Raw genomic sequence first — 19,441 nt, 5'->3', positions numbered from 1 at the left:
CCTTCGCCAGGTCGTTCGAGGCAAATGACAGAAAGATTCAAATGCCAATACGTCACGTCTTTTCATCACCGCGTAGGGTGCGGCTCCCGCACCTTCTACCGTAGAGAGGACCCTCGGCCTCGCAAGTTAACGATGACCACGAGTCTTATTTCAACATGCGGTGTTTCCGGTTTACGATACGCCTGACGGTGCGCACGGCGCACCCTACCATCCACCCGGTACTTCATTGTAAAAATGAGGACGATACGGATTTTCATACATGGATTCCCGCCTGCGCGGGAAAGACGAAAATCGCAGAGTACCGTCAAACCGGCCGAGCCCACAAAGACAGAAACAGGTGCGTATCAAAAAGGCCGCCATGCTCCATGGAATCGTCTTCCCCGGCTCTCCGGGGAGTCGTTGCATACGGCCTGACCGCAACCTGAAACACCCTGCAACGATAGACCAACCGGATGACAGGGGATCCATGCTCGGGTTACGTCACACACCACGCGAATGCGGACGCGATGCGCCCCGAGTTGCCACACCCGTGGCGCATTCGCAAACCCGCTTTCAAGGTGGTTTGCCTAAGTGGCTTCGCCACCTTGCCGCCGAAGGCCCGCTTTTCCCTATCACCTATCCCTGCCCTTACCCGCACTCACAGGCCGGGTCAGAGCAGGAGCCATGCCCTCCCCGGCCGAAGAGGACGAGCCCGAAGAGGATCAGGGCGCTGACGGTACCGAGAAGGGTTCGTCCGGCATGTTCGGCGCCGGCCTGCCATCCGGCGGTGAGGCCGGTCAGGGAGTAAACGGCATCCACGGCAAACCCCAGGAGAAAGGAGGAGACCATGATCCCGATCAGGTAGAGGACCATGGATTTTTTCCCCAGGATCCCGGTGATCACGGAAAGAGCCGCGGCATTGGTGGCGGGCCCGGCCAGAAGAAAGACCAGGGCGGCACCGGGGTTCAGCCCCTTGAGCACCAGGGCCGCGGCGATGGGAGTGGAGGCCGTGGCGCAGACATAAAGGGGGGTTCCGATGACCAGCATCGCGAGCATGGCGACCAGGGGATTGCCTAAGTAGGCGTCCACCAGATCCGGCGAAACAAACACGGTGATGAACCCGGCGATGACCACCCCCACAAAAAACCAACCCGAGATGTCGGTAAAGAGGTCGCCGAAGGAGAACCGCATGCCCATGCGAAGGCGCTCCAGAAGGCTGGCTTTTTTACCGGGGACCGAGGCGGTGCACCCGCAGGTCTCGCTGGCCGGAGCCATGGGGAACATATCCATAGGGGCGGGCTTTGTGGGTGATGGAATCGCATCGGGGTCCAGGGTGCGCACCAGCTGACCGGTGACCATGGCGGTAAGAAAGGCCGAAATAGGCCTTAAAATAGCCATCAAGGGATCCAAAAGGGCCCAGGTCACAGCGATAGAATCCACACCGGTTTCCGGGGTGGAGATTAAAAAGGCAGTGGTGGCCCCTTTGCTCGCCCCCTGCTTGCGAAGCCCGGCGGCGGCCGGAAGCACCCCACAGCTGCAAAGGGGAAGGGGCACTCCGAAGAGTGACGCCTTCAGAAGACTGGCCCCATTCTCCTTCCCCAGGTGACGGGCCACAAAATCATCGGGTATAAAGGCCTTTAAAAGACCTGCGATAAAAAAACCAAACAGCATGTAAGGGGCTGAAAGACAGAGAACATTCCAACTTTCCGCGAGAATCCGTTCCAATAAAACCATACCGACTCCTATGGGTTACGTGTGATCACATGTTCACATATAAAATGTTAAAAAAGCGGGAAAAGTCTCCCGCATCCTCAGTTACAAATGGCCTTTCGGTCCGTCAAAAAAGAGCCGCTGACATCTGTGGGGCAGGACCCCACCCGCTGGGCTTAAGCCCGCGGCACGCTCCCTTTCACAGGCGGATCGTTTATACTCACCCAACCGCCTATTCGTTTACATGCTCCAACCCCTGCTCAAGAAGGGTCGCCACGTGTGCGTCATCGAGGCTGTAGATGGCATTCTTCCCGTCCTTGCGATACTTCACAATCTTTTGCCCCCGCAGCACCCGAAGCTGATGGCTCACGGCCGAGGAGCTCATGTTCAGAAGGCTTGCCAGATCGCAGACGCACAGCTCTGAAAACGAGAGCGCATGAAGAATCCGAATCCGTGTGGAATCGCCCAGGGCTTTAAAAAAATCCGCCAACTGGAACAGCATCTCCTCGGATTCCATCTTTTTATTCACTGCGTCCACGACCTCGGTATGCACGCACACGCCCTGACAAGTATCGAGTCTCATGTCCATCACGCTCCCCTTCATTTGAATATATGCTCACATATTCCACTATGCAACCCTTGTCAAGAAAATTGCCGCGATAAAAAAAGCCCTCACCGTTTGGCGGGGGCTTGTGGCTTTCCCATTCTCTGCTCCGAAACGGAGGATCTCATCAAATCGCCGACACCGTCGGATAAACAGGCAGATACAGCCCAGCATACGCCGTGACCGCGCGAATCCCCTGCGCCAAATAAAAATCGGTGATGTCCCGGTGAAGGTCATAGGAGAGGTTCCACACGGCATCGTTTAATTCAAGGGCAATCAGCGAGTAGTGCATCATATGGGGGAATTCAGGAATCAACCTCAAGGCGAAAAGAAATCCGATAACCTCACTGACAAGGGCTCTCATACCGTTGCGATCGGCCGCCTTGATTTCGCGCGAGGTCCCCGACCCGAACATCAGGGCCATGGCCTGGGGGTGCTGCCGAAAATAATCACGCATGGCGGTCAGCCCCTTCTCCACCGCGTCCTGCCAGTTATGGCAGTTTTCATAAATGGCGGCACAGCCCTGGACCCGGCATATTTCTCCCAGGTAACGATTGGCCAGGGTAAAACAGACCGACGCCGGCGAAGGAAAGATACGGTAGATGGTCTGAGCGGCGAGACCGGACATCTCGGAGAGATGACAAATACTGATATCTTCCGCGCACTTCGTCTTGAGCAATTCATCCATGCACGCCAGAATCAGCTCTACCTTCTCTCGTCCCCCGGGGTTATCGGGCAGCCGAGGGATCATTTTATCCGCATGTTTCTTCGTCATAGCCTTCTGATTTCCACCTTCATTTCGTAACGACTGGGTAAACGCCAGGCAAAGGTGCCGATTCTTCAGAGAGTCTAAACCACAGCGGACTTTTCCGACACCTGTTTTTTTTATTGTAAGATTCCGCAACCCCATGGCCGAAAGCAGCCCTCTCCCCCGCTTGTCATCCCATACCTCTTATGCTATTGAGGGAAGATCTTTCTTCATGGGCCAAAGGAGACAGGAGATAAAAAAAATACGGCCCTTCGTATCACCCGAAATGAGAACGATATTGTCTCACAGGATTATGCACGACTGTCTGTCGTCTTTTTTTACGGAGTTCGCACAACCCCATGCAAAAAAGCAATCGTTTTTTATATGTCTGTCTCTTTACCATTCTTATCCTGTGGCTGATCGTTTTCCCTCTCTTTCAGAAAGAGTTTCTTGAGCAGTTTTATTACATGCCCTTCCTTGGCGTCATCGCTGCGACCGTGGCCAACACAACGCCAGCGGCGGCGGGAATCGTCTATTTTCCCGTGTTGACCCGGTTGGATATCACACCGGCCACGGCGGTTCAATTCAGCCTGATTATTCAAGCTTACGGCATGGGTCTCGGGACCTTTAAATGGTACCACGTCAATAAAAAATTATTCATCGCCAATGTCATCCCCTTATGCCTGTTCGGCGGGATCCTCGGGATCATCACCAGCATCGTCATCGTCCCCATTAAAAATCCCGAGCTGCTGACGCTGATTTTCAATGCCATCGGATTTATTTTTACACAAATTATTTTTTTCTCCATCCTTCGCAAACGTCATTACCCAAACCTGACGATTCACTTGACCCCCCTTAATTCGATCATTCTCTTTACCTGTTCACTCATCGGCGGTCTTATTTCAGGATGGATCGGCTTCGGCATTGACACCCTGTTCTATTTTATTCTGACCTTTCTGTTCAGAATAAATCCCGCCGTTGCCATCGTCACGAGTATCTCTTTGATGGCAGCCCTCTCGGCAGTGGGGACCCTGTTAAATGTCGTTTATTTCACGGTCCCGCTCTCTTTATGGTATTCGGCGGTGCCGGGCGTGACCCTCGCCGGCTTGTTTCTCGCGTCCTATTTTGCCGTAAAAATCGGCGCAAAAAACATTCTTCTGCTCTTTGCCTTTCTGATGAGTGCCGACTTCTTCATGGCCCTGTGGACGCAGAACACCATCCCCATGAGCCAGACGATCCGGATGCTCCTCACCTATGTCCTGGTCACCTATCTCCTCATCATCCATGTCAAAATATTTAAACTGAGCTATCAGGACATCGACACGGAGAACGCCTCCTTTAAAGAGGTCGAGAGCGTGCCTCCGACAAAAAAAGTGGCATAACAAACACCGGGATCCGTGCCCGGCCTTTAAAATCCGGTATCCCGGTACAGAAAGCAAGGTAGGCCTTCTTGTCCCCTGGTCCCGGTCCCCCAATCAATCTCGACTGCCCTTGATCTTCCCTTTGCCCTTGTTTTTACCTTTGCCCTGACTCTTCCCTTTTTGTCTCTTTTCCGAGAAAACCCCTTCTCCCTCACCATTCAACATAAAATCTCCGCGTTTCAGAGCATGAAAATCCTGCGAGCCGGGTTTGATGCCGAGATCTCTGGCGGCAGCCCCCCACCCTTTCTCCCGGTTCCTTTTGTAGGCATGGACGGCCCGTTCAGGCGGGGAGCCGGCCATTTCCCCCAGCTGAAGACACATGAACGCGTCTGCGGGAAAATCCACGGTTTTGATGATGGACTCCACTTTCTGCAAGGGGACTTCGAACTGACGGCTCAGCCTGAGACTGAAGCCTGTCATGTCTGCCTTGGCCTGGAGATTAAGATCCTCAAGAAAGGCGCCGAGGTCTGCATGGGCACGACCCGTTGCCACGGTGATAAAAAGAAAAACACCCATGATCATCCATACTTTTTTCATAAGCAGCTCTCCTTCATCGTAACGTTTAGGCATCCGGGGGTCATCCCGGGCCTTTTCGAGACGTTTCTCAACCGTTCTTAAACGCAGCCACCGGGAAAAAGCAGGTCGGGCAGACCTCAGGGGGTGCCTCGCCATAATGAACATACCCACAGACACGACATCGCCAGGCCGTTTGATCGGGAGACGTCTCGGGGTCGACCTCTCGGTGAAGGGGGAGATCTTCCAGGGGAGGCATGGCCGGTTTGTAGCTTGACAGGAGCCATCCAGAGACAATCAGGCGTTGGATTTCGCTGGTGCCTTCATAGATCCGGAGAAGACGGATATCCCGCATCAGTTTTTCAACGGGAAACATTTTGGTATACCCATACCCCCCGAGGATCTGCATGGCCTCATCCACCACCTCCCAGGCGGCTTCCGTGGCGTAAAATTTAGCGATGGAGGCATCAATGGTGGGATCCTGCCCCTGATCCGCTTTCCAGGCGGCCTTCCAGGTCAGGAGGCGCGCCGTTTCCACCTTCTGATACATCTCGGCCAGTTTAAACTGAATGGCCTGAAAATCGGAGAGGGGAGAACCGAAAGCGCGCCTTTTTTTAGCGTAATCCAATGCGAATTCCATGGCAGAACGGGCGGCCCCCACGGCAAAGGCCCCGATGATGGGGCGTGTTCGAGCAAAGGTCTTCATGGCCAGGGCAAACCCCTGGCCCGGCTCAGCCAGCACCTGGGTCTTGGGGACCTTGACCTGATTAAAATGGACGCCCACGGTATTGGAGCAGCGCTGCCCCATCTTGGGGATGGGTTTTCCCACGGTGATGCCGTGGCACTGCATATCCACCAGGAAGGCCCCGATGCCAGCGTGACCGGCTTTGGGATCCACCGTGGCAAAAACCGACATGAAATGAGACACCCCGCCGTTGGTAATCCAGTACTTGGTACCGGTGAGAAGATAATGGTCCCCGGCGTCTCTGGCCTCACACCGGATTCCCGAAACATCTGAGCCCATGGTGGGTTCCGAGGTGGCAAAACTGACCCGAGAGCCTTCCAGCAGCACCCGAGCGAAAATTTTCTTCTTCAACGCCTCGTTATCAGACAAAATAAGAGGTTCCAACCCCAGGGAGCTGTCAAAAATGCTGGTGGCGATCCCCGGACACGCCGCAGCCATCTCCTCGGTCACCAAGGCGGCCTCCAGAAGGCCAACCCCCTGCCCTCCATACGCCGCTGGTATGTCCGCGTTCATAAACCCGGCATCCATCGCCTTATCCAAAACCTTCACCGGAATCTCATCCTTTTCATCATAATACCAGGCCACAGGAAGCACATGAGCCACGGCAAACTGCCGAGCACGTTCACGAAGCGACAATTGATCGTCTGTCAGATGAAAATTGAGCATGAATCATCTCCTGTCATGGGATAAATGGATATGCGAACATCCGGCGGCACGGGGAAGGGAAGCATAAAAAAAGAGGAGAAGAGGCCGGTAAAATTGTAAAAAATCATATCACATCGGCGGCACACTGTGCAAAGGCAGGAGAGAAATTGAAGGTATTAAAATCGTTGTTCGTCATTCCTGATTCTTCATAAATACCCGGGAGGTCGATTCACACCGGCCTTTCTCGGACGGGTCCTGTGAAAACAAGGATCACCTTTTATGCCGGCTCTCTTGAAGAATCGCCGCCAGGGTCTCGGCCAGCCATTGAGCGGACGGTTTCAGCGGGCGACCCTTTTCCCACACAAAGCAGATATCACTTTGAAAATACCCCCCCGCAAAGGTCACGGGCAATTCCACGAGACGCCCGGCCCGGAAATCTCCGGCAACATGATGGCGGGCGAGTCCAGCCCAGCCCATGCCTCTCAGGACGAACTCCTTGATCACATGGCTGCTCTCACACTGCCAGGTTCGATCGCCAAAGATGTAGGCCTCGGGTTCTCTTTGCCCTTCCCGGCTGACGGCCACAAACTGCCTGTAAGGGGCGAGATCCTGGGGGGTGACCCGGGTCAGGGCCGCCAGGGGATGGTGAGAGGCCGCCACAACACAAAAATCCATGCGCCCCAAAAGACGCCAGTCACACGAATCAGCGGGGTATCCGATGGGAAGCTCAATGCCCGCATCGGCTCGCCCCGATGTCACCATCTCGCCCACATCCCCCATCACCCCCATGAGAAGCTCCACATCGGTATCAGGAAAGGCCTCAGGAAACCCCTCCAGGAGGTCCGCCAGGATCGAAGAGGGCATCAACTCATCAACGGCCAGACGGATCAAGGGCTCCACGCCTCCTGCCAGCCGATCGGCATGCTCTGAAAAAGCCCGGCATCGGTGAAGGATACTCCGGGCCTCCCGCAGAAGGTGTCCCCCCTCCTGCGTCAGGACCGGGTACTTTCCCGATCGGTCGAAAAGCACAACCCCCAGGTCGATCTCCAGGTTGGCGATGGCCGTGCTCACACGAGACTGGGCCTTGCCCAACCGACGCGCAGCCGCTGAGAACGAACCAGCCTCCACCGCCGCGGTAAATGCTTCCAGGTACTCCAGGCTGAATCCCATCATTCCTCTCCCTATGCCCCATCAATCCATCCGATTTTCGGATACTAACAAACTTTCACCCAACTTAATATCAGATTATAAGAGACCCCAACAGACAGCAACCCGTCCGCTTCACAGCCATCAACCCCACGTCAAAGGACACACCATGAACACCACCATGCGAACACCAGGGGATCGAATCCGACACGCCCTCTTTTACGAAATCCTCCTGCTCATTGTCTGCACGCCCCTTCTCGCCTGGATCATGAAAAAACCCATGGAGACCATGGGTGCCTTAAGCCTCGTCCTGAGCCTGATCTCCATGGGCTGGAATTACGTTTACAACCTTCTTTTCGACCACGCCCTGCTCCGACGGGGTAAGCCCCTGTACCCACGAAGCCTTGCCATGCGCACGGCCCACTCCCTGCTCTTCGAGATGGGCCTGATGTGTGCCACCATCCCTGCGACGATGGCGTGGCTGCACATCTCATTTTTCCAGGCCCTGATGATCGACCTGGCTTTTCTGGTGATGGTGCCGATCTACACGATCTTTTACAATGGACTCTATGATTGGATGTTTCCGGTGGGGGAAATCCCCGCGAATAAGCAGGGCTTGGCAGGGGGAACAGCAGAGGCGAAGGGCTGATTTTCAGCTGTCGCAGACATCAGGGGATGGGGGTTATTTCCAGAACTCCCACCACCTCTTTTCAAAGTAGAAGGTGCGCTCCATATCGATGCGCGCGTCATCATAAGCCACATCCAGCTCCCAGAGGGTATGCAGGGTCACCTTCTGAGAATTTTGGGGTAAATTTAAGGTCAAGGATTTAAGCTCCTGGTCATGCCACACACGAGAAATCGCTTGCCGTTCAGCCTGCTTCGGGCTATCGGCCTCGATAATCATGTTCTGGAAAAAACCCTGGCGCACGGTTTTTCCATCCACCGCCATCAAAAAATTACTGCCGTTCATCAGCAAACGGTATTTTTTCATCGTCTCTCATCAATTGTATCGGGTTACAGAGTATGGAAGGGCCCATAAAACATGACAGCGAGATGCACCTCTTATTTTATAAGGGACACACCCCGCCTCTACAGCGTTCATTTCAAAGAGGGTCGCGTGCCTTGCATCCCCCCGGCTGTAAACATGACTCCCCCACCACAGGAAAAAATGGGTACATAGCACAGGAATGCTTTTCGAGGAAGGAAAAAAGGTGACATCCCCAGCCGTTACCATCTACGATTCATAGGCTTTACAACCAAATTCCCATGGCCTCAAAACGATTTATTTACGTTTGAAAAAAGAGAACCAGAATCCTTTGCTCATGCCCTTTGATATCTGTAAGGGGAGATACAAAAAGGCCCCGAGAAGAGGCCCCAGCAGAAAAGCAAGGGGCAGGATCACCCAGGCAGGCCAGCCCGTAAAAAAAAGAAGAAACAAGACCAGCAGCGCCCCCAACCCCAGGGTCAAAAAAAAGCCCCGCCCTGAGCGGGCAACAGCCTGTTTGATTTCACGTTCTTTCAACGGGTCCATAGGTTCTCCTCATTATGTTTATTCAAAAATATCCTTTTTAGATGCGACCAATGCTGATTTCATCATAGCCCCTTAGCCCGAATATTTCATGAGAAAACAATCAGAACCAAGGAACAATTCATAATTACAGTTCTTTGCAGTCATATTTTTAGTCGTTTCAAAAATGCAAAATGTAATCCACGGTATTCTGTCTGATTTTCTCACCCTTCGGGCGAGCCGGGTTAGCGCGTCTCGGTAAATAGCCCGAAAAGACAAATCTGGCGGGTCCACAGCAGGGGCTGACGGGCAGAGAACAGACCCAGGGTTCCGCACAAAAAAACCGGCCCGCGGTGAGGGGCCGGTTTTTTCACTTTTTGATGATATGCAAGGGCTCGTTGCAAGGTTGACGCACAAAAACCGACACCACAATCATGGCCGTCCGGCGTCTTAAGGCAATCCATAAACGCGCCCCTCACAAAGAGAACGACGTCTCCCTAAAAATTTTACAGAGGCCTTAAAATCAACCGCCGAAGTTGCCCCCGCCTATGATGGTGTCGCTCTCATCGGGGCTGAGCGCAAAGGGCTCATATTCCCCGCTGGTCCCCACCACGTTCTCCGCATTTTCCGGGCCCCAGAAAGTCGGGCACTCGTTTTTCAACTGGCCAATCCGCGCGTCCATCTCAGCCTCAAGCATCCGCAGGTCCTCCACAAACCCCAGCATATGTTGTTTGTCTGCGGAAGAGAGTTTTGCGATGCTTTCGTTTTCTTTGTGGATGGCATTACGCCACCGTTGAAGTTCACAGCTCAAATTGGCACAGTATTGTTTGGTATCCATAACTCCTCCTTCTTTTTTTCCGTCGTTTGCATGATCACCCCGGCATCGAAATCCAAAAAAACCACGGGTGAAACCACCAAGAATCAACATGGGAATATGTGCCGGACAAACAGAGAAACAGAGGAAAAAAGAAGAAGAAGTAAATGAAAAAGAATGCCTGTCTAAACGAAAGGCAAGAAGATAAGGTGGGTATCGGTGTGAAGTGGAGATCCTGGCGAAAGCGCCATCCCATGAAGCGGGAAGCATCCTTGCATTGGCCGGTCACATCTGATCTATTTTCAATCAGCCGCGCGCGCAAGTCAATAGAAAAGGCAGGCTCAATCATCTGTATTTATGGTAAATTTTGTTCACCCGCCTCGACAAAGATTCCCCTTTCAGTCAACAGCCAGCACCATGGCAACGATCACGCCATAGCGGCCCAATTTTCCCAGGGTCACGAGTAGGGTAAATCGAAGCAAAGGAATACGAAACAGACCGCCCACAAGACAGAGAGGATCACCAATCACGGGCAGCCAGGCAAGCAGGAGAGACCCACTCCCCCAACGCCGATAAAGGGCTCGCGCTTTCGCCTGGGTTTTCGGATCGATCCGCAACACCTTCCCCATAAGAAACGGCCCCCCCCAGACGCCGATAGTCCAGGTGGTCAAAGCGCCAAAAACATTGCCCGTTGTGGCTGAAACCAGCAGCAGCGAAGGGTCCAGCTGGTCCATCAAAAGAGCCACCAGAAGCCACTCAGACCCCAGGGGCACCACCGTCGCCGCAAGAAAACTCAAGGCAAAAAGAGAGAGATAGCCATTGGCAGAGACCCATTCGAGCATAAACAATAAAGACCTTTCCATGTGCACCCGATTAAAAAGAAGGCCGCCCGGGATAAAAGGCGTTTCCGGTGACCGATGCCTCGCTCAACGAAACAGTCGGACCCCAAACACAAGGGAAATACCGGCATCGATGAGATCGATCTCGCTGGTCCGACCGATCCCTGTGGTGTAGCCGACACTGAAACGGATAGCAAGGTTCCTTGAGAGATCGTGGTCCACCCCGAGTCCCAGGCGCGCCGCGCCCCCGGCCCGACTGGAAACAACCGACGGCGTCACGGCGTCCACATCCATCATCCCACCGGCAAGATCGATAAAGCCACGGGTCTTCCGTTCAGGTGAAAAAAGCCAACGCCCTTGAATCATCAAGGCGGAGACCTCCGCCTCCCCGTCTGTGATATCGTTGTCCACCTCGAATTCACCGGTCTTCATCAGCACGGCCCCAATCTCCACATGATCCGTCACCCCGGCAGCATAGGAGACCTGCCATCCGACCGCGGAGTCACTCGCCGACACATCATACGGGGCCACCACACCGCCCGAGACCTGAAGGGACCCGACATCTCCGTAAACCGAACCCATTGACATGCCAAAGAGAAGGCACCAGATAAAAAGGATGCGTTTCATGGCTTCCTCCCCATACAAACCCGGCATCCGAATCACTCAAAACGCTCAAAGAGGGCCTCGAACCTACCCCGGAAGGCACCGGTGACCGGATTCATGGACTGATCATGATGAGGATACCCCGAGCCTTTTCAACGACACGAAGACCCGGGGCGGAAGGCAAGCAGGATACTGCTGGGGAGACCCACAAAGGACAAACAAGGGGAGATGATGCATAAGAGAAAGGACAAACCAAAACGCCTCGAACCAAAGGCACTGGATCGGCTTTTGGCGAGGCGATGATGAATCACAAGAATAAAGAAACAATCCTGTCAGCCTGACAATGCCTTATTTTCACCCATATCGCGCCCCATGTCAACAATAACGGCTTGTCTTTATGGGCCATTTAACAAATGGAGATTCGGTAGCCACAGGCCGGAAGGTGCCGCCCCCAAAGCCCTGCCCGTCACCCCTTCTCAGACTACTCGCATCCTTTACAGCCCTCCACGAATCTGTTAAATATAAAGCTGTTAGCGCTCAATCATGCCAATCCCAAACCTCCAACACCCCTTATGGATCCCTGATGACACGCAAACCTGCCCACATGCTGGTTTTATCCCACATGCTGCTCAGTATAGGCGGACTGTTTCTCCACCTCAGGTTCCACCCGCCGATGAAAAGCCTCTACTTCTGGTGGGCCGCACCCATGAGCGCCGTGAGCCTGTGTCTCCTGCCTCCGCTCTTTTTAAGGGCCTCCACCGCGGGGGTGGCTGTGTTGATGAACGCCTTTGCCGTCACAGCCGGCAGCGTTGGCATGGCTTATTTTTCCCTTCTCAACCCCCCGGCCCCCCTGACCCCAGAGACCCTTCTTACCCATTCCACCCTGATCCCTGTCTGCCTTCTCCTGAGCAAACTGCCGCTGGCCCAGGCCATTTTCAGCGAAGTACAAAAGGAGGGGCCATGACGATTCACACGGCGACCTTCGGGTCCCGAAGGACTCGCCACCTAAGCATAGCCTTCTGCGGGGTGGGGCTGGCCCTCCTTTTTTCAAGCGCCGCCACCCTCCCCTTTCTCTTTGAGTCCTTTTCCCTTACCTACAAATTCGGCCTTCAAAAAATGCTCCTCCGAAGCGGAAAGCTGGTGGGGCTGGCAGCCGCTCTTCTGCTGGTGGGACAACTGATCCTGGCGGCCCGCCTCACCTGGGTCAACCGGCTGGTCGGCATGGACCACCTCCTGACGGCACACAAATTTAATGGCGTCTTCCTTGCCCTCCTGGCTCTCATCCACCCTCTGCTCGTCTTCGGCCCCGAGGAGATCTCCACCCTCCCCCTGGAGGCAAGATACTGGCCTGAAATCGTCGGGGCCGGGCTTCTCATGGGACTCTTTTACATGACCGCCGCGGCCCTTTTCAGGCGAAAACTCGCCTTCCCGTTTCACCTCTGGATGCGCAGCCATCAAATCGGTGGCGGCCTGGTCATGACCGCTCTGTTTGTCCACCTTCTTTTCTCCAGTGAGACGTTTGAAACGGGGCTCCCCCGAAGCGCAGGCCTCTCCTTTGCCGCCGTCTGCCTGCTGGTCTTCCTCCGCCGGCACGGGCGCCCCTTTCGGGGCCTCACCTCCTGGCACGTTTCTGAGGTGGCCCCTGCCGGGAAACGGGCCACCCGCGTCTGTCTTAAAGCCGACGGGCCGGGAAACTTTTTCTATCTCCCCGGCCAATTTGCCTTTCTCTCCTTCCCCTCTTCCATCGTCTCCCCAGAGCCCCATCCCTTTAGCATGGCCTCGACCCCCACCCAAAAAGACGCCCTTGAATTCATCATCGGAAAAAACGGGGACTGGACCCGGGGTATCGACTGCCTCCGCAAAGGAGAGATCGCCCATATTGACGGACCTTACGGGCACTTTTCTCACTGCCTGATAGAAGATGAAACCCCTCTGGTCCTCATTGCCGGCGGCATCGGCATCACCCCCCTGATCAGCATGCTGCGCTTTATGGAGGCCACCGGCGACCACAGAAAAACCCTCTTGATCTGGAGCAACCGAAACGATGAAACCCTCTTCCACACCGAGGAACTTATCCGCGTTAAAAAAAACCACCCCCAACTCACCGTGCACCTCCTCTTCACCGGCGAGCCCGGCGAAGGGAGACTCACCTCAAAAAGACTGCACCAGATCATCGGCCCCCTCAGCCGTCCCCAGGTTTTCCTCTGCGGGCCACCCCCCATGCAGGCCTCTGTCACCACCATGCTCAAAGAGATCGGCATCCCCTGCACTCGAATCCACACCGAAACCTTCGGATTTTAGCTGTGTCATCCATGCGTCCACTTTAACCCCCCTTCAGGAGGACTCCACCATGAAAGCCAGACACCTTCTCATCCCCATGTTCCTGCTTCTTATCACCGCCAACGCCCAGGCCGCCCCTCTTCCATGGAAGCTGGATACCAAACACTCCGGACTCTATTTCGACGTCAAACACATCTTTGCCACCCTCCGAGGCCATTTTTCAGACTATGAAGCCACCCTCAGCATAGACACCGACACCCTTTCCCTTTCCGCCTGCCGTTTCACGGTTCAGACCCAAAGCCTTGACACCTTCAACCGCAAACGGGACACCCACCTGCGCTCGGCCGAATTTTTTGACACCGGCACCCACCCCACCATGACCTTCCAGAGCTCAAAAATCCTCACCAAGGGGGGAAACCGCTACCTCATTGAAGGGGACCTCACCATCCGAGGCATCACCAAAAGAATCTCTGCCCCCTTTACCTTCCATGGGGTCAAGCCCAACCCCTTTAAAAAGTCACAAAACGTCACCGGTTTCACGACCCAGTTCACCATCAACCGCCTCGACTTCCAGGTGGGGAACGGCAAATTTCATGAAATGGGGGTCATCGACAAAGAGGTCGACATCACCCTCTCCATGGAAGCCCTGAGATAGGCCACTGGCCCGTGGGCTCCCCCCCCACCCTGCGACCCGATCTAACCCGGATAGTTCATAATAAGACGATCGCGCCAAATCAATACTATGTTATTACAGATAGTTACTGTGAAAATTTAGATATTAACCCGGCGGTTAAATGCATGAATGTCGAGGAGCGTTATCACCTCGATAAAGCTGACATCTCTTTCACCTGCTTTTTGTATATTAAGTTGCCGGGTTAATATTTTAAAATACAAAATATAATTCACAGTTTTCTGATCGCTTTTCTCACCCTTCGGGCTAACCGCACCGATAAAATGAGGTACGGTTGCCAGAAGTCGGCCTTTAATGGTAAAAACATTGTCCACAACACAAACATCAGCCAAGGAGCCCCTCGTGGATATACACGCCGTTATCGCTGCCATCCAAAAAGATAAATCCGGAACCCGGCTGAACCTTCCTGAGGCCTGGCTCCAGGGCCGAACCGCCTTCGGGGGCCTCGTGGCAGTGCTCGGACTTGCCGCCATGCGGGAGCAGGTTCCAAAGGATCTGCCCCTGCGAAATCTTCTCATCGCCTTTGTGGGGCCCACAGGCACCGGCGGCATCCGTGCAGAAGGGAAACCGCTCAGGAAAGGCAAATCCGTCACCCACGCCCAGGCCAGTGTGATGACCGACGAAGGCGAACTCTGCGCGACCCTCCATGGATGCTTCGGAGCCGACCGACCCTCAGCTATCACCCAAAACGGCCACACAGCTCCTTCCTGGCCAGCCCCTGATGAGCTCACCGAGCTCCCCTTCATGGAAGGCCTGTCCCCCGCCTTTACCCAATACTTCCGCTACCACTGGGCCGAGGGCCCCTACCCCTTTGAAGGCAGATCCGAAGGAGCCTACGGGGGCTGGATCAGCTGCCATGGGGAGAAAAACGAGACCAACGAAGCCTACCTCCTCAGCCTCATGGACGCCTGGCCGTCCCCTTCCCTCTCGATGCTCTCCGCCGTGGCACCGGCCAGCACGCTCACCTGGCACCTCGAACTGTTTCACACCGGACAAGGATTCACCACGGCGGATGGGTGGCGATTCAAAACCCACGTGGATACCGCCCATGCCGGCTATGTGAGTGAAGAAGCAAGGCTGTGGACCCCGGACGGACAGCTCGCTGGAATTTCCCGGCAAGGGGTGACCGTTTTCGGATAGGCCAGAGGGCCATGGGGCAATGCCAATCACCCCAAAGGGCTTTCTTTGTCTCGCAAGCAATCCATGAGCACATCGGAGCCCCATATATCACTCATTAAAGTGAGCGTAACCTGTTCCGAGCCACGATGAAAGGTAACCCGCCTCCCCCTTCGGTTTCCCTGGCCACTCCCCATTTGGCCCCACCACGTAAATCAAGCTGAATTTCGGGACTTAACCCGGATAATTGTATTGACAATTGGCGGTATTCCGATTAACCGTTATGACATAAAGAGCATAATGGATTCGACCTCAATTCGTCTCTCCTTGTGCGGCTTTAGACCATGACATCCGAATAGATATAACCGTCCACGAAGAACCCTTTCTCCGAATTTGCAGCGGGACGGTCCGCAGCTGAGGGGATCATCCAGCGGAGGTTCACGCACATGTCTGACGGCACCCTTTTGATCAATGGCACCACTCACCCTTTTAAACCCGGCCAGACCATCCTCGAGGTGGCAGAAGAAGCCGGCATTGCCATTCCGACTCTCTGTCACTTAAAAGGCACCACACCCACAGGGGCCTGCCGCCTCTGTGTGGTGGAAGTCAAGGGAGCAAGGAATCTTCTGGCATCGTGCTCCACTCCGGCTGAAAACGGCATGGAGGTCACTACCGACTCCCCGACAGTCATGAGCTCTCGAAAGATGACGTTAGAGCTTCTTCTCTCATCAGGGAACCATGACTGCATCACCTCCGGCGCAGGCACCGATGCCCGGGAGCTCTTCAACGCAAGAGCCGAAGCCGAAGGGCACTCCGAGCACCTCTGCCCCTCCTGGGGAGACTGCAAACTGCAGGAATACGCCCTCGCCTATGGGGCCACCGGCACCGCCTATCCCCGGTCAAAACCAACCTACCCCCCCGAGCTTAAGAATCCCATGATCATACGGGATTTTTCCCGGTGCATTCTCTGCGGACGCTGCGTCCAGGCCTGTAACGAAGTGCAGGTCAACGAAGCCATCAGTTACGGCTATCGGGGATCCGAAAGTAAAATCGTTGCTCTGGGCGACCTGCCCCTGGGCCAATCGGCCTGTGTCTTCTGCGGAGAATGCGTTCAAGTCTGCCCCACCGGGGCCCTCGTAGACAAAAAGTCCAAGGGCATCTGGCGGCCCTGGGATGTGGAGACCATCCGCACCACCTGCCCCTATTGCGGGGTCGGATGCCAACAGATCCTGCATGTCAAAGAGGGACGTATTGTCAAAATCACCGGAGATGAGGAAGGGCTCCCCAACAAGGGTCGCCTCTGCGTCAAAGGGCGATTCGGGTACGATTTCATCTACTCGGACGAGAGACTCACCACCCCCCTGATTCGAGAAAATGGTGAATTTAGGGAAGCCTCCTGGGACGAGGCCCTGGACCTGGTGGCCGATAAATTAAAGGGGATCATTGCGGAGAGCGGACCGGATGCCATTGCCGGCGTCAGCTGCGCACGAAGCCTCAACGAAGACTCCTACCAAATGCAGAAACTGTTTCGGGGGGTGTTCAAGACAAACAACATAGACCATTGCGCCCGCACCTGACATGCCCCCACCGTCGCCGGTCTGGCGACAAGCTTTGGTTCCGGTGCCATGACCAACTCCTTCGGTGAGTTTGATCACGCCAAGATGTTCTTTATCATCGGCTCCAATATGACAGAGGCCCACCCCGTGGCCTCCACTTTTCTTAAAAATGCGGTCAAAAATGGGGCCAAGCTCATCGTGGCCGACCCCCGCAGACAAAACCTCGTAAAATATGCAGACCTTCACCTCCAGCTCAAGGTGGGCAGCGATATCGCCCTGTTAAACGCCCTGATGCATGTGATCATCGAAGAAGAGCTCTTTGATCCCACCTTTGTTCAGGAAAACACCGAAGGGTTTGAGGCCCTCTCCGCCGAGGTGGCCCAAACCAGCCCCGAGGCCATGGCCCCCATCTGCGGCATCGAGGCAGAGGCCATTCGTGAAGCCGCCCGCATGCTTGCCTCGGTGCGCCCTGCCATGCTCTGCTACACCTTGGGCATCACCGAACACACCTGCGGCAAAAACAACGTCATGTCCGTGGCCAACCTCCAGATGCTCTTAGGGAACATGGGCGTGGAGTGCGGGGGCGTCAACCCCCTGCGCGGCCAGAACAACGTCCAGGGAGCCTGCGATATGGGGGCCCTGCCCGGTGTCTTCCATGGGTATCAAAGCGTGGTCGACCCGTCCGTCCGCCAGAAATTCGAGGCGGCCTGGGGGGTGACCGGTCTCTCCGCCACACCGGGCCTGATGATCCCCCAGATGATGGATGGACTCGTGGACAAAAAAGTCCGAGCGTTCTGGATCTTCGGAGAAAACCTCGCCAACACCGAACCCGATATCCGCAAAGTCGAGCATGAGCTCAGCTCCGCAGAATTTCTCATCTCCCAGGATATCTTCTTAAACGAAACCACCGCCTTTGCCCACGTGGTCCTGCCCGCCGCCGCCTGGAGCGAAAATGACGGCACCTTCACCAACAGCGAACGCCGCGTCAACCGCGTGCGCACGGCATCAACCCCACCTGGCGCAGCAAAACCCAACTGGTGGATCTTCAAAGAACTGGCCAAACGCTTCGGCCAGACCTGGCCCTCCAACAGCGCCCAGGAGATCTGGGACAATGAAATTGCAGCCCTGGCTCCCAACTTCAAGGGCATTACATACAACCGCATCGAGACCAACGGCCTCCAGTGGCCTTGCCCCCATGCGGACCATCCCGGCACCGTCTTCCTGCACAAAGAGGGGCAGTTCACTCGCGGAAAAGGGGCCTTCACCCCCACGACCTGGACCCCCCCCGCCGAAGTGGCCGATGCGCAGTACCCCTTTGTCCTGAGCACCGGTCGACGCCTCTACCACTACAACGCCCGAACCCAGACCGGCCGCTGCGAAGGCTTAGACGACCTTCTGGGCGAAGAGACCTGCGATATCTCCCCCGGAGACGCCCGACGCCTGGGCATCCACCCGGAAGAGACGGTCCGGGTCTCCTCTCGACGCGGCGCCGTAGAGGTCAAAGCCCGGGTGACCCGGGAAATCCCCGATGGCATGATCTGGATGTCCTTTCACTTTCGGGAAGGCAACTCCAACTGGCTCACCAACCCGGCCTACGACCCTGAAACCCTCACCGCTGAATACAAAGCCTGCGCCGTGCAGGTAGAAAAGATTTAAAAAAAAGTAACTATTCAGAGAGTGCCTCCGGCGGCCCTGCCGGGGGCTAAACTTTTGCCTGATTTTATTAAGACGGGTTTAACAAACAGGTTTTAAAGGCGAATGCGAACGCATTTCAGCCTGGAGTTACGACTCCCGATGCGCATTCGCCAACCCGCTTTCGAGGTGGCACACCTCGCCGCCGGAGGCTTTTTTGGGAACTGAATAGTTACAAAAAAAAGCCCTTTGCACATCAAGTCTGTGCAAAGGGCTTTTCAATTTTTTGCAGGGCGCAAGGGCACCTGTCCCGGATCATTTAAAGATCCAGATGCATCCCCAGACGCTTTTCAAACTGGGCGTCTGTCTTGTCTGCGATGGTTTTCTGAACCTTCCCGTATTCCGTTACCAGCTCTTCGGCCAGGGAGGTCAGGGTGGATCCTCCGCCGGTGGCCCCGCCAATTTTTTTGATCAGCAGCGGCTCGCCCAGGCGATCCTCCGTGGCCTTGATCCGTGCCCAAATCGCACGGTACCCGATATTCAACTCTTTGCCCGCCGCGTGAATGGACCCCAATCGCTGAACCGCCTCAAGAATCTTCATGCGCCCCAGGCCGAACACCACCTCCCCCGCCTCATTTTCAAGCCACACCTTCGAACGGATCTTAAGTTTCGGTCCCGCCATCCCTGCTCCTCCACGTTTTACCCTCATCACCCGATAGCCTGACCGCCGCTAACCCGGATATTTCACGAGTCACCTACGCACCCGAATCCCTGTCAAAACAATCGGAATTTTTAATTTTGCGTTGCATGATTCATGTAATACACCCCCACAAAACACGCAAGGATCCAAAGAGAAGGTCCCCAGGGCAACCCCGCTTTCGCGGTGGTTCCC

General features: G+C 55.2%; 20 protein-coding genes. 7 read left to right on the top strand and 13 right to left on the bottom strand.

Annotated features, from left to right (window positions below; translation table 11 throughout):
* Positions 1–627: 627 nt before the first annotated feature.
* The 3 genes from Q1Q75_RS11275 to Q1Q75_RS11265 all read right to left on the bottom strand — a co-directional run bounded on the left by Q1Q75_RS11275 (position 628) and on the right by Q1Q75_RS11265 (position 3,068).
* On the bottom strand, positions 628–1,713 hold the full coding sequence (locus Q1Q75_RS11275) for an SO_0444 family Cu/Zn efflux transporter (RefSeq protein ID WP_300670432.1): 1,086 nt from the start codon (positions 1,711–1,713) through the stop codon (positions 628–630).
* Positions 1,714–1,921: 208 nt separating this feature from the next.
* On the bottom strand, positions 1,922–2,278 hold the full coding sequence (locus tag Q1Q75_RS11270; RefSeq protein WP_300670430.1) for a metalloregulator ArsR/SmtB family transcription factor: 357 nt from the start codon (positions 2,276–2,278) through the stop codon (positions 1,922–1,924).
* A gap of 142 nt (positions 2,279–2,420) precedes the next feature.
* A complete protein-coding gene (locus Q1Q75_RS11265) occupies positions 2,421–3,068 on the bottom strand; it encodes a hypothetical protein (RefSeq protein ID WP_300670428.1) in 648 nt (215 codons plus the stop codon).
* Positions 3,069–3,400: 332 nt separating this feature from the next.
* Between Q1Q75_RS11265 and Q1Q75_RS11260 the strand changes: the two genes are divergently transcribed.
* Positions 3,401–4,423 carry a sulfite exporter TauE/SafE family protein gene (locus tag Q1Q75_RS11260; RefSeq protein ID WP_300670426.1) on the top strand — a complete coding sequence of 341 codons (1,023 nt, stop codon included), beginning with the start codon at positions 3,401–3,403 and terminating at the stop codon, positions 4,421–4,423.
* A 93-nt stretch (positions 4,424–4,516) separates the two neighbouring features.
* Here the strand turns inward: Q1Q75_RS11260 and Q1Q75_RS11255 are convergent, their stop codons facing one another.
* From Q1Q75_RS11255 to Q1Q75_RS11245, 3 genes are all read right to left on the bottom strand, one after another.
* A complete protein-coding gene (locus Q1Q75_RS11255) occupies positions 4,517–4,999 on the bottom strand; it encodes a hypothetical protein (RefSeq protein WP_300670424.1) in 483 nt (160 codons plus the stop codon).
* Between the two features lie 67 nt (positions 5,000–5,066).
* Positions 5,067–6,386, bottom strand: a complete 1,320-nt coding sequence (locus Q1Q75_RS11250; RefSeq protein WP_300670422.1) for an acyl-CoA dehydrogenase family protein — start codon at positions 6,384–6,386, stop codon at positions 5,067–5,069.
* Between the two features lie 249 nt (positions 6,387–6,635).
* Positions 6,636–7,538 (bottom strand): LysR family transcriptional regulator, encoded by a 903-nt coding sequence (locus tag Q1Q75_RS11245; RefSeq protein WP_300670420.1) that lies wholly within the window; start codon positions 7,536–7,538, stop codon positions 6,636–6,638.
* A gap of 142 nt (positions 7,539–7,680) precedes the next feature.
* On the opposite strand from Q1Q75_RS11245, the gene Q1Q75_RS11240 reads away from it, so the two are divergent.
* The gene (locus tag Q1Q75_RS11240) at positions 7,681–8,160 is read left to right on the top strand and encodes a PACE efflux transporter (RefSeq protein ID WP_300670417.1); all 480 of its coding nucleotides are present in this window, start codon (positions 7,681–7,683) and stop codon (positions 8,158–8,160) included.
* 33 nt (positions 8,161–8,193) lie between these two features.
* Here the strand turns inward: Q1Q75_RS11240 and Q1Q75_RS11235 are convergent, their stop codons facing one another.
* From Q1Q75_RS11235 to Q1Q75_RS11215, 5 genes are all read right to left on the bottom strand, one after another.
* Positions 8,194–8,502 carry a hypothetical protein gene (locus tag Q1Q75_RS11235; RefSeq protein ID WP_300670415.1) on the bottom strand — a complete coding sequence of 103 codons (309 nt, stop codon included), beginning with the start codon at positions 8,500–8,502 and terminating at the stop codon, positions 8,194–8,196.
* 291 nt (positions 8,503–8,793) lie between these two features.
* Positions 8,794–9,042: a hypothetical protein gene (locus Q1Q75_RS11230; RefSeq protein WP_300670414.1), complete on the bottom strand. Its 249-nt coding sequence runs from the start codon at positions 9,040–9,042 to the stop codon at positions 8,794–8,796.
* 499 nt (positions 9,043–9,541) lie between these two features.
* Entirely contained in the window at positions 9,542–9,856 is a 315-nt protein-coding gene (locus tag Q1Q75_RS11225) for a hypothetical protein (RefSeq protein ID WP_300670412.1), read from the bottom strand.
* A gap of 374 nt (positions 9,857–10,230) precedes the next feature.
* Positions 10,231–10,674, bottom strand: a complete 444-nt coding sequence (locus tag Q1Q75_RS11220; RefSeq protein WP_300670410.1) for a YqaA family protein — start codon at positions 10,672–10,674, stop codon at positions 10,231–10,233.
* Positions 10,675–10,758: 84 nt separating this feature from the next.
* Complete coding sequence (locus Q1Q75_RS11215) at positions 10,759–11,298, bottom strand: hypothetical protein (RefSeq protein ID WP_300670408.1); 540 nt, start codon at positions 11,296–11,298, stop codon at positions 10,759–10,761.
* Between the two features lie 559 nt (positions 11,299–11,857).
* Here Q1Q75_RS11215 and Q1Q75_RS11210 point away from each other — a divergent pair.
* From Q1Q75_RS11210 to Q1Q75_RS11200, 3 genes are read left to right on the top strand one after another with little or no spacing between them, the layout of a single operon-like run.
* Positions 11,858–12,238 (top strand): hypothetical protein, encoded by a 381-nt coding sequence (locus Q1Q75_RS11210; RefSeq protein WP_300670406.1) that lies wholly within the window; start codon positions 11,858–11,860, stop codon positions 12,236–12,238.
* Complete coding sequence (locus Q1Q75_RS11205) at positions 12,235–13,575, top strand: ferric reductase-like transmembrane domain-containing protein (protein WP_300670404.1); 1,341 nt, start codon at positions 12,235–12,237, stop codon at positions 13,573–13,575. Before Q1Q75_RS11210 ends, Q1Q75_RS11205 begins: the two co-directional genes overlap by 4 nt.
* A gap of 49 nt (positions 13,576–13,624) precedes the next feature.
* A complete protein-coding gene (locus Q1Q75_RS11200; RefSeq protein WP_300670402.1) occupies positions 13,625–14,209 on the top strand; it encodes a YceI family protein in 585 nt (194 codons plus the stop codon).
* A gap of 116 nt (positions 14,210–14,325) precedes the next feature.
* Here Q1Q75_RS11200 and Q1Q75_RS11195 read toward each other — a convergent pair whose 3' ends face one another.
* The gene (locus Q1Q75_RS11195) at positions 14,326–14,577 is read right to left on the bottom strand and encodes a hypothetical protein (protein WP_300670400.1); all 252 of its coding nucleotides are present in this window, start codon (positions 14,575–14,577) and stop codon (positions 14,326–14,328) included.
* Between the two features lie 10 nt (positions 14,578–14,587).
* On the opposite strand from Q1Q75_RS11195, the gene Q1Q75_RS11190 reads away from it, so the two are divergent.
* Together Q1Q75_RS11190 and fdhF are read left to right on the top strand one after the other, a co-directional pair.
* Positions 14,588–15,385 (top strand): thioesterase family protein, encoded by a 798-nt coding sequence (locus Q1Q75_RS11190; RefSeq protein ID WP_300670398.1) that lies wholly within the window; start codon positions 14,588–14,590, stop codon positions 15,383–15,385.
* A gap of 422 nt (positions 15,386–15,807) precedes the next feature.
* Positions 15,808–18,573 (top strand): formate dehydrogenase subunit alpha, encoded by a 2,766-nt coding sequence (gene fdhF, locus Q1Q75_RS11185; protein ID WP_300670396.1) that lies wholly within the window; start codon positions 15,808–15,810, stop codon positions 18,571–18,573.
* 295 nt (positions 18,574–18,868) lie between these two features.
* On the opposite strand, the gene Q1Q75_RS11180 is transcribed toward fdhF, so the two are convergent.
* Positions 18,869–19,231, bottom strand: a complete 363-nt coding sequence (locus Q1Q75_RS11180) for a LysR family transcriptional regulator (RefSeq protein WP_300670394.1) — start codon at positions 19,229–19,231, stop codon at positions 18,869–18,871.
* Positions 19,232–19,441 lie beyond the last annotated feature (210 nt).

Origin of the sequence: Desulfoluna sp. (assembly GCF_030145185.1) — a bacterium.
In the GTDB taxonomy this organism is placed as follows: Bacteria; Desulfobacterota; Desulfobacteria; order Desulfobacterales; family Desulfolunaceae; genus Desulfoluna.
Note: the sequence above shows the minus strand (reverse complement) of the source record. Positions and strands in the feature narration are given on the sequence as shown.